The sequence below is a fragment of the Pseudomonas syringae genome (assembly GCF_000737245.1).
GTDB classification, from domain to species: Bacteria; Pseudomonadota; Gammaproteobacteria; order Pseudomonadales; family Pseudomonadaceae; genus Aquipseudomonas; species Aquipseudomonas syringae_J.
The window spans coordinates 227450-236934 of sequence record NZ_JPQU01000034.1 but is presented as its reverse complement, the minus strand read 5'-3'; the positions used below and the strand labels follow the sequence as shown (position 1 = coordinate 236934).

Annotated in this window: 11 protein-coding genes; 5 read left to right on the top strand and 6 right to left on the bottom strand. The window is 57.6% G+C overall.

The features are described from left to right. The 5 genes from IV01_RS0125075 to IV01_RS12560 form a co-directional block, all read left to right on the top strand. On the top strand, nucleotides 1-395 hold a 395-nt coding region (locus tag IV01_RS0125075), incomplete at its 5' end, for a type VI secretion system Vgr family protein (RefSeq protein ID WP_032628620.1). Beyond that, nucleotides 376-1356 (top strand): hypothetical protein, encoded by a 981-nt coding sequence (locus IV01_RS12545; protein WP_154232218.1) that lies wholly within the window; start codon nucleotides 376-378, stop codon nucleotides 1354-1356. The genes IV01_RS0125075 and IV01_RS12545, both read left to right, overlap by 20 nt. Nucleotides 1357-1376: 20 nt before the next feature. Further along, nucleotides 1377-2588: a hypothetical protein gene (locus IV01_RS12550; RefSeq protein ID WP_032628618.1), complete on the top strand. Its 1212-nt coding sequence runs from the start codon at nucleotides 1377-1379 to the stop codon at nucleotides 2586-2588. A 169-nt stretch (nucleotides 2589-2757) separates the two neighbouring features. Next, complete coding sequence (locus tag IV01_RS12555) at nucleotides 2758-3210, top strand: hypothetical protein (RefSeq protein WP_032628617.1); 453 nt, start codon at nucleotides 2758-2760, stop codon at nucleotides 3208-3210. Nucleotides 3211-3567: 357 nt separating this feature from the next. Then, nucleotides 3568-3954 carry an SCP2 sterol-binding domain-containing protein gene (locus IV01_RS12560; protein ID WP_032628640.1) on the top strand — a complete coding sequence of 129 codons (387 nt, stop codon included), beginning with the start codon at nucleotides 3568-3570 and terminating at the stop codon, nucleotides 3952-3954. On the opposite strand, the gene IV01_RS12565 is transcribed toward IV01_RS12560, so the two are convergent. The 6 genes from IV01_RS12565 to IV01_RS12590 form a co-directional block, all read right to left on the bottom strand. Next, nucleotides 3951-5912, bottom strand: coding sequence for a DUF4105 domain-containing protein (locus tag IV01_RS12565; RefSeq protein ID WP_032628616.1), 1962 nt, complete (start codon nucleotides 5910-5912; stop codon nucleotides 3951-3953). The genes IV01_RS12560 and IV01_RS12565 overlap by 4 nt on opposite strands. Next, nucleotides 5909-6229: a DUF2388 domain-containing protein gene (locus tag IV01_RS12570; RefSeq protein ID WP_032628615.1), complete on the bottom strand. Its 321-nt coding sequence runs from the start codon at nucleotides 6227-6229 to the stop codon at nucleotides 5909-5911. The genes IV01_RS12565 and IV01_RS12570 overlap by 4 nt, the downstream gene beginning before the upstream one ends. Nucleotides 6230-6265: 36 nt before the next feature. Then, on the bottom strand, nucleotides 6266-6571 hold the full coding sequence (locus tag IV01_RS12575; RefSeq protein ID WP_032628614.1) for a DUF2388 domain-containing protein: 306 nt from the start codon (nucleotides 6569-6571) through the stop codon (nucleotides 6266-6268). A gap of 102 nt (nucleotides 6572-6673) precedes the next feature. Beyond that, nucleotides 6674-6991 (bottom strand): DUF2388 domain-containing protein, encoded by a 318-nt coding sequence (locus tag IV01_RS12580; protein ID WP_032628613.1) that lies wholly within the window; start codon nucleotides 6989-6991, stop codon nucleotides 6674-6676. 433 nt (nucleotides 6992-7424) lie between these two features. Beyond that, a complete protein-coding gene (locus IV01_RS12585) occupies nucleotides 7425-7640 on the bottom strand; it encodes a DUF1127 domain-containing protein (protein WP_032628612.1) in 216 nt (71 codons plus the stop codon). A 317-nt stretch (nucleotides 7641-7957) separates the two neighbouring features. Next, on the bottom strand, nucleotides 7958-9451 hold the full coding sequence (locus IV01_RS12590) for an acetyl-CoA hydrolase/transferase family protein (protein ID WP_032628611.1): 1494 nt from the start codon (nucleotides 9449-9451) through the stop codon (nucleotides 7958-7960). Between the last annotated feature and the right edge of the window lie 34 nt (nucleotides 9452-9485).

Genomic DNA, 9485 nt, shown 5'->3' with positions numbered 1-9485 from the left:
TGGTGGATGCCAAGAAGGAAAAGCGCGGGGAAGGGTTTGAGTTGAGGACCGATGGCTGGGGGGCTATTCGGGGCGGTAAGGGGTTGTTTATCAGCGCTGATAAACAGCCTTTGGCGCAAGGCCAGTCGCTGGATATGAACGCGGCATTGGCGCAGTTGAATGAGGCTTTCCAGCTAGTGAACAGCCTGGCGCGAAGCGTCTCCGTATCGGGCGCACTGCCAGCCGATGAACAATCGCAGCAGAAATTACAAAGCGCTCTGGATGGCCTGCGCGAGTCAGGATTAATCGCATCGGCACCGGCAGGTATCGCACTGACCACTCCCGCGAATATTCAGCTCTCGGCAGGCCAGACCCTTACCGCTACTGCGGGCGACAGTGCCGACGTTAGCGTATGAGAGGCGTAGCGAGTACGTCGCCAGCTGGAATCAGACCCATGCCGAACAAGAGCAGGTGCTTATCGATCAAGGACAGCGCGCCATTGCTTTAGTGGCGACTTCATATGCATCCCCAGCGGGCAACAATCAGATCGCTCAGGCACTCCGGTTGGGCAGCACGCCGTTGCAGCCAATGTATTTAAAGCCGCAACACCAGACGCTTCGTTTGAGCCAGCTCTCGCCTCCGGCGCAAGCCTATACCCGTGAAGAGTACGCACAGCGCTTGGGAGCGTACTTTGATCAGGTGATGCGCGGTCTGGAGTCCGAGTTGCAACTCTATACCAGCGATATGCCTGTACATGTTCGCATCAGGCATAACCAAGTGCTGGGTGATGATGAAGTCCTCTCCTTGTGGAAAGCATCCGCTACCAGCACGCAGGCAGTTGAGCCGGTGGTCTTTGCAACTGAGGATGACGGACTGCTCTGGATCGACGCCTGGCTTGATGCGCCTGCGACCTCTGAGCTCGTGCTGTCGATAGAAGCCAACCTCTTCCTGAATCCTGTTGCTGAGCACACCGAGTCAGTATCTGCCGTATTGCTTGCCCACCCTGACTGGTGCGCAGCAAAAGGGTTTGACCCCATTGCTCTGATTCATCGCCCCGTTCAATTGCTTGAGCAGGCAGAGGCGTTGCAGGACGCGTTTTTGTGGGGGCGGATTGATAAAGCAAACCCTTATTTCACCTGGCACTCGCAGGTGCCTGCCGATTGCGTGGCCGATGCAGTGGTGACCTTGAGGGCGGCGGGTTATCTGCCCGACAGCGAAAAGTTTCATCAACTGGATGCGTCGCTAGGCCGTCCGGGATGCGCGGTCGGCAACATCGCCTTGATCGCTGCCGGTGAAGGCGCCAAAGCTGACGGCCAAGCGCATTTGATCATGTTGCAGGACGCATCGCCGCAAGTTTGCGTTGTTCAGCCAGCTTGACGAGAACATAAGGATTAATCATGAAAATTAAGCACATCGGTGTCTGGATTGTCGTCCTGTGCCTACTCGTTATTGGCAGTGTTTTGATCTGGGTTGATAACCCCATCACTACAACCGACGAAGGGGAAAGAGCGAAGCTGTCTGGCTGGCTATTGATCGGCTGTCTGGCGATTCTATTCCTCGATAGCCTGTTAGGCCTGGCTGACAGGGCCATGGCAGCAATGGAGTTTTTCTTTCGCTGGAAAGGAAAGTCCGGCTCGGATTCGCCACGCCCAATCGTCAGTAAGGCAGATTTGGATCTGATTAATCGGTGCACTGCTCGTCTCAAAGAGAGTTACGGCTTTTTCTGGCGCCGCAAAACCCGTCTCCTCCTGGTCATCGGCGAACCTGAGCAGATCGAAGCCATCGCCCCCGGCCTGACTCAACACCAATGGCTGATAGGCCAGAACACTGTGATGCTGTGGGGCGGCAGTGCCCAGACAAACCTTGCTGCTGCCTTCAAGCGATGGCACGGGCTGAGCCGCTGGCGGCCGTTGGATGGTGTGGTCTGGGCGCTGGATAAGAGCCAGAGCGCTGACGGTGCGGCGATGCGGGTCGGGGTTCAGCAGGTTCAGGGTTTGGCTCAGGCTTTGCGCTGGCAGTTGCCGTTGTATGTGTGGCAGGTCTGCGCCAGTAAGTGGCCCCAGGCCGGACGTCCGGAGCAGCCGGTGGGTTGTCTGTTGCCTGCGCAGTTCACAGCGGAGCAATTGGAAGCCGGTTTGGGTGAACTTGTTCAGCCTTTGCGGCAGTTGGGCATCGCCCAAGTTGAAGCGAAGATGAGCCACGACTTTCTGTGGCGGCTGTCCTACGACCTGCAAACTGAAGGCATTGCCCGTTGGCGCAAGGCGCTCTCGCCCTTGTTAGGTGACGTTGCCCGACAAGTGCCGTTGCGTGGGTTGTGGTTCAGCCTGCCGCTGCAACGGGCGCAAAGCGAGGGAGACAATACTTGGCCGCCCGAGCAGAGCTGGCTGGGTGTCGTTGAAGACAAGAACAGTAACCCGCGACGCCTGGGCGATATACCCGACAGCTGTTTTGCAGTTCAGGGGCTAGCAGCCACCCAGCCGCTTTTGAGTAATGACACAGAGCCAGGCCGGGCTGCCAATCGCCGCGTTGATATCCGTTTGGTTTCGCAATCCGGGGCCTGTGAACAGGTCGCCGATGACGCAACTGGCAGGCCAGTTAAAAATTCATGAGGCTTATTTTGTTGAAGTTATGTCGCTTAGTTTATCCGTGGGAATTTTCCTACCACCCCCGACGACGTTCTTACCTAACCGTCGGATTTATCTGACATTTTTCAACGCAATATTCCCTTAAAGTCCCGCCGCTGTTCATAACTTCTAAAAAATTAATCGGGATTTTTGAATGAAAAAGCTGTGGATGTCCGCTGGCCTTGCAACCTTGATTGCGACCACCAGTGGCTGTGTGAGCTACAACATGAGCCAACCGAGCGCGCCGCTGGAAGGCGTGGTCAAGAGTGACTTGAAAGCCGACGTAAAAGTAGGCGAAGCCATCAGTGGCGAGTCCTCCACCAATATCCTGTTCAACTTCTTCGCGTTTGGCGGCGACTCGCAATTCGCTGATGGCGTTGTTTATGGCGGTGGTGCAAGTGGCGGTGCCTTGGGTGGCCTGGGTCTGCCTATTCCTGATCCGATTTCCACCACCAAAGCCGCAGCGGCTTACAAGGCGGTGAAGTCTTCGGGAGCAGACTTGATCGTTGCGCCACGTTATGAAGTGACCGTAGAAGACTACTTCATCTTCAAGACCGTTGGCGTCAAGGTCACCGGCAACAAAGGCAGTATCAGCAGCATCCGCTGATTATCAGCTCTGGTTTGAACGCCCAGTAAAAGAGAAGCCGCTTCGTTATGAAGCGGCTTTTTTGTGGGCGCTCTTTGGGATTTGCTTAAGGCCACGCAGATCCGCTGGCAGCTCACGAGCAATGCGAGGCAGAGTGATGCCGGTGTGTCAGGCAGACCGCTATCGCGGCCTCGCGTTGCGCGTGCGCTCCTAAAGGGTTAACGGTTGGATAAGGAGACTGAGTATAAACGGGGTGACCAATCAGTCACGAAAAAGCCCTTATCTTCTGCGAATTTGCTGCTGATTAGCCGCAAACAAACCGCTACACTGCCGCGCCGGTTGATTGCATCCGGCATGACTTTGCGCTGGGGCGTGACCATGAAATTTCGTTTTCTTCTCTGGATGCTTGGCCTGCTGATGGCGCGGGCCAGCCGCAATAATCCGGCTTTCCAGCAGCAGCTGGCGGGCAAGGAGCTGACTTTTCAGCTGCAGACCGTCGACGGTAAGGCGGCGCGTCATTTTGTAATCAGTGGTCAGCGAGTACGAAGTGCATCGGGCGTGGTGTCAGAGCCTGCATTTGTGATTGCGTTCAAGGATGCCGCCTACGGTTTTGCGACGTTGCAGGCCAAAAACAAGCAGCTGGCGTTCATGCAGGGCATTCAGAACAAAGACATTCAGGTTACCGGCAATACCGGGCTGGTGATGTGGTTTCAGGGCTTGATGAAGTACCTGAAACCACGCAAGAAGCAGCCGGCTAAAGCCTAAGGCAGCTCCAGCCCGCCCGCCGCTTTGTGCAGCGCTCGCAAGTGTTCGCCAAGTTGCTTGAGGTTGGCTTCGTTGGCCGCGATTTCGCTGGCGCGTTTGGGTTCGAGCAAGGCGCGGACTTCTTTGTCCAGATCGCCAGTCAGGCGCTGAAGTTGTTTCTGGCGCTGGCTGCTTTCGTCTTCCAGGCGCTTCCACTCCGCGGCTTGCGGCAAGCCGTAGCCGCCACTGTCGAGCAACTCGGCTGGACGACTGAGGAAGCCACTGCTAGCGAGGATTTCCTGGAGAGTGCCGGTGGCTTTCGAGACGCTGCCGTCCTTCTGCTCACGGGCGCTGAGGTACCGTTGTTTGACTTCATCCTGGGCCAGCAGCAATTGCCGACGCAGGCTGGCTTGCTCAAGCAGCAACATCGCGGCGCTGGTGCGCAGGTCTGCTTGTGACAACCATTGGCGACGCTCCTCGGCAGGCAGGGACATCCAGTCTTCAACCGTGGTTTGTTTGACCGGCAGGTGTTTTCTCAGCACCTCGAACATCGCCTGATAGCGGTCCCGGTAGGAGTCGAAGCGGTAGCCTTTGCGCAGGGCTTCCTTGGGATCATCCAGCACGCTGGTATCGGCAAGGCCACGCCCCTTCAGCACTTCGAGCAGGCCATTGGGCAGGATACTGTCCAGGTCGACAAGCTTCGGATTGTTGGTACCACTGCGCAGTAACTTGAGGTTTTCCACCGCGCAGTTGTTGGAGATAAAGAAGTAGTTACCGTCGTAGCTCCAGTGCATTTCGGCAGCGTGCTGCACCAGCCCTTCGATTTCCGGACGTGACAGTTTCAGTGGCACCGACGCCAGGCTGCGCAGTTCAGTCTTGGTGTATTCGTCGATCACCTGCGCCAGCGGCAGCACGAACAGTCGCGACGGATAAGCTCCCATCAGGCCGTCCCAACTCGACAGCTGCACATCGCCGACAAAGGCCCGATAAGACAGCACCAGGTGCTGATCGAGATCGAGTCGGCAGTCTGGCCCACGCGGGCGACCCGGCCTGCAAATCACCAGCCGCAACATGCTGTGACCCCAACGGCTCATCATGTTCTGGTTGGCTTCGGCCAGCAGATAATCGACCGCGTAGACCCGCTCGGGGTCGAGCTTGCCCAGCGGCTCACGGCCAAAATCGTTGCCGGCATTCAGGTACGGATAAAAAGAAGGACATTGCTCTTTGGCCTGAGGCGCCCAGCCGAACTGCTCCTTGTAGTAGGCGTACAGCGCAGGACGACGGCAGATATAGGCCGGATCCAGCAGGAAGTACTCCATGTTGACGGCGACGAATTCCAGCGGGCTGGTGGTTTCGTAGATGTCGGGGCTGCGGGCGACCTGGCCGTTATGCTCTTCGCGCTCGCCGCGACGACCCACGTATTGCGGCCAGCCAGCCAGGTCGAGCAGGCGCGGGTCATCGCTGAGGGTGAAGCGGCGTTCAGTCTGGCCTCGGCAGTAGTCCGGCAGGCCGACCTTGCCCAGGGAGCTGCTGCGTCTGCCGCACTGGAAGATCACCGAGCGTTGCGTCGACGACCACAGACGGCCGCGATCGTAAATGTGGGTCAGTTCGTGCAGGACCGTCGCCAGCATTTCCCGGCGTACGGTGCCGTGGGGGCGATTAGTTTGTTTGGTTGCAGCGCTGCCATCGGTCAGACCTGCCAGCAAGTTGCTGTTGAGGTCCAGGCGATAGGGGCCGGACGCCTGGCCGTAGGCGTTGGCGGGCATGTCAGCCGACCAGCGCACGTCAACGCGCCGGTCCAGATCCTGAACAAAACGTGGAGGCAGTGCGGCCAGTGCTTCATTGAGCAGCGTCTGGCTGGCTTGCTGTTGCCCAGGACTCAGGCCGCTGGTGTCCAGCGACAGACTCAGGTCAGCGAGCGCGTTCGTGCCGATCAGTGCCAGCGCGCCAGCCAGCAGCCAGACGCCGAGGCGCTTCACAGAGCGAGAATGGCTTCTGCAAGTACCTGATCGCTGGCATCTCGGGCTTCCGGCACACGGGCGCGAAGGGTGTCGAAGGCTGCATCGAGCTGCGAGCCATGGATATCACCGCCGCTTGCGACGTAGCTGGCGGCATCGTCCTTGGCCTGGATCACGACCTTGGAATCACGAATCGAGGTGGTGGTGTCTGAAGTGAAGTCGATGGTGCGACCGAAAGCGTTCACGATGATGTTGCTCGTTTGCACGACGGTTTGCGCCTGGGCAACACCAGTCAGCAAAAACAGGCCGAGGGTGGCGGCGATCAGGGGGGTACGCATGGAACGTCTCCAAGTAATACGGAAGAGGTGAAGTGGCTATTGGACGAGGATTGCCTGCGCGAGTTCGAGGTCGCTGGCACTAAGTTTTGGCGTGGCCTGGCGCAAGGCCAGTAATGCCGATTCCAGCTGCGCACCTTTGAGTTCGCCATCAGTGGCGACAAACGCTGCTGCGTCATCCCGTGCCGCAACGATCAACTTTCTATCAAACGGCGCAGTAGTCACCTGGCTGGTTACGTAGCCAGTGATTACCAAACCTTGGGTGCTTGTATCCATCGCTTGGGCCTGGGCGGTCCAGACGAGAGCAGCAGTACAGAAAGTGAACAGCAGTGACGGTAAATGCATGGCGCTTGAAGACTGGCGAAACGAGACGCAAGGCTAGCGCAATGCCTGATCCAGAGCCAGCCCGACAGCCCGCCTGTTCAGGCTGGCTGTCGGACAGGTGCGTCAGATGGCGAGAATGGCCTGGGCCAGATCAGCATCGGAAGCTTGCAGCTGTGGAACGGTCTGGCGGATGTGCTGGAAGGCACTTTCCAGCTGCGCGCCACGGATGTCACCAGCGCTGCCGACAAAACTGGCAGCGTCATCGCGAGCGGCCAGGACGATTTTGTCGTCCTTGAAGGACGAGGTGACATCAGAGGTAGCATTGGTCGAAGCATCGACGGCGCGCACCAGCGTATCGGTGGTCACCACGAAGCTGGTGGCGTTTGCAGCAGTGGCCGCAGTCAAAAGTACTGCGGCGCTAAGCAGGCGAAGACGGGACATGATCGGACTCCATGGGGCAGGAAGCTAAGTAAGAAACCTCGGTTGCCCTTAGGTTTCGTGAAGCCGTGACAGAACTGACTTGTACGGGATGGGATAAGCCTAGCACGGCGTCGGGGCGAGCGGCGGAAGATGGGTTTAACTGTACTGGATATAAAACACATTTCAGAAACTGTATCTATAGTCTGTAGGAGTGAGCCTGCTCGCGATAAAGTCGGAACGACTTTCCTGCAATGGTGAGTCCTACTTTTTTCACGACTGCTTCGCAGCCGATCGCGAGCAAGCTCACTCCTACAGGAGATCTGCGCCCAATTCAGCAGAGCCTGCAACCCCCCAAAACAACAAAACCCGTCAGCAGTTACCTGCGACGGGTTTTGGGTGAAGCAATTCGGGTTGCTGGTGAGTGACCTAAAAGGTCAGGACCAGCGTGCGCCCATTAGCGCCAGAACGGCTTGCTCAGCTCTTCGTAACGTTGCGATTCGCTGATACCGGCGTCAGCCAGCAGACGTGCATCCAGGCGGGCCAATTGGTGGCGGCTGGACAGGCGACGTTGCCAAAGCATCAGGTTAGCGAAAGCGCGAAGAGGCCATGCAGCTTTTGCGGTTGTAGCGGTGTTTTCGAAGAAAAGGTCGGAACTAACTGTACGTTCCATGGTGTGCGTCCTTCCGCTTGTGGCGGCTTAGAGAGTGGCTTAACTGGTGCCCATCTTCCTCTCAGTCAGTCAATCTCTACAGACACAGTTCAACTGTATTGTGCGGGTTCAGTTAACTGTTTAGAGAGACTGTTTTGTTCGTTATTGGGGCAACTGTATCGGTAAGCACCTTTGTGGTGCAAATTGTGCGCTATTTGGGTGAAAAGCTGCTTTTCACCCCCAAAAACTACCAGTACAGAAGTACAGTTTTTCGGCTTGCAACACTGCTTGTTCGCTACGAGGCAGAAAATTGTATCGCTGCCTCGCAACTGTTTACCTCAAACCGGCAACATGCTTCCCGTCTCATCCAGCCTGATGTGCCAACTCAGTGCCTCACGGAGGACGTGTGGCGTGTGTCCACCCTTGGCGCACGCAGCGGCAAAGTAGGTATTCAATGCATCTTGATAAGCAGGGTGCACACAGTTGTCGATAATGACTCGAGCGCGCTCTCGTGGTGCCAGGCCGCGCAGATCCGCAAGCCCCTGCTCAGTCACCAGAATGTCCACATCGTGCTCTGTGTGGTCCACGTGGCTGACCATCGGCACCACGCTGGAAATCGCGCCACCTTTGGCGATGGACTTGGTGACGAAGATGGCCAGGTGAGCATTGCGGGAAAAGTCTCCCGAGCCGCCAATGCCATTCATCATGCGCGTGCCGCACACGTGAGTGGAGTTGACGTTGCCGTACAGGTCGAACTCAAGCGCGGTGTTGATACCGATGATGCCCAGACGGCGGATGATTTCCGGGTGATTGGAAATCTCCTGTGGGCGCAGCACCAGGCGCGATTTATAGCGGCTGAAGTCGGCAAAGACTTCAGCATGTTTGCTGGCCGATAGGGTCATGGAGCTGCCGGAAGCGAAGCTCAGCTTGCCAGCATCGAACAGCTCGAAGGTCGAGTCCTGCAACACTTCGGAATACATCGTCATGTCGTGGAACGGCGAGTCCACCAGCCCGTGCATCACGGCGTTGGCGATGGTGCCAATCCCGGCCTGCAAGGGCATGAGCTTGTTGGTCAGCCGGTCTTCGCGCACTTCCTTCTTGAAGAACTCCACCAGATGATTGGCGATGGCCTGGGTGTCCATATCGGGCGGCAGCACGGTTGACGGCGAATCTGCCTGATTGCTGATGACGATACCGACGATCTTGGCGGGATCAATCTGTACCGCCGGGTTGCCGATGCGGGTGTCGGCTTGCAGCACCGGAATGGGCAGCCGGGTTGGGCGATAGCTCGGGATATAGATGTCATGCAGACCTTCCAGCTCCAGCGGCTGAGCCAGGTTGATCTCGACGATCACCTGTTTGGCGAGGATGGCGAAGCTGGCCGAGTTGCCTACCGAGGTGCTGAGGACCAAATGGCCGTCTTCAGTGATCGCGACGCACTCGATAACTGCCAAGTCCACGGCCTTGATCTGCCGGTTGCGCAGTTGCTCGACCGTGTCGGAAAGGTGGCTGTCGATGAACATCACCGAGCCGTCGTTAATGGCTTTGCGCAAGGTGCTGTCGACCTGAAACGGCGAGCGACGCGACAACACGCCGGCTTCTGTCAGTTGCTTGTCCAGATCGTTGCCCAGGCTGGCGCCGGTCATCAGGCTGATCTTGAGCGGCGACAGTTTGGCTCGTTCGGCCAGTGCGTGGGGCACGGCCTTGGCTTCACCGGCACGGGTGAAACCACTCATGCCGACGGTCATGCCATCTTCAATCAAGGCAGCGGCATCAGCCGCGCTCATTACCTTGCTCATGAGCGAAGGCAAGCGGATACGATCACGGTACATTGGATTCTTATCTCGGGGGTGGAAGCGAAGCCCA

Coding starts and splice junctions, on each gene's coding strand:
- IV01_RS12550 (WP_032628618.1), top strand. CDS start 1,377: ATGAAAATTAAGCACATCGGTGTCTGGATTGTCGTCCTGTGCCTACTC.
- IV01_RS12555 (WP_032628617.1), top strand. CDS start 2,758: ATGAAAAAGCTGTGGATGTCCGCTGGCCTTGCAACCTTGATTGCGACC.
- IV01_RS12560 (WP_032628640.1), top strand. CDS start 3,568: ATGAAATTTCGTTTTCTTCTCTGGATGCTTGGCCTGCTGATGGCGCGG.
- IV01_RS12570 (WP_032628615.1), bottom strand. CDS start 6,229: ATGCGTACCCCCCTGATCGCCGCCACCCTCGGCCTGTTTTTGCTGACT.
- IV01_RS12575 (WP_032628614.1), bottom strand. CDS start 6,571: ATGCATTTACCGTCACTGCTGTTCACTTTCTGTACTGCTGCTCTCGTC.
- IV01_RS12580 (WP_032628613.1), bottom strand. CDS start 6,991: ATGTCCCGTCTTCGCCTGCTTAGCGCCGCAGTACTTTTGACTGCGGCC.
- IV01_RS12585 (WP_032628612.1), bottom strand. CDS start 7,640: ATGGAACGTACAGTTAGTTCCGACCTTTTCTTCGAAAACACCGCTACA.
- IV01_RS12590 (WP_032628611.1), bottom strand. CDS start 9,451: ATGTACCGTGATCGTATCCGCTTGCCTTCGCTCATGAGCAAGGTAATG.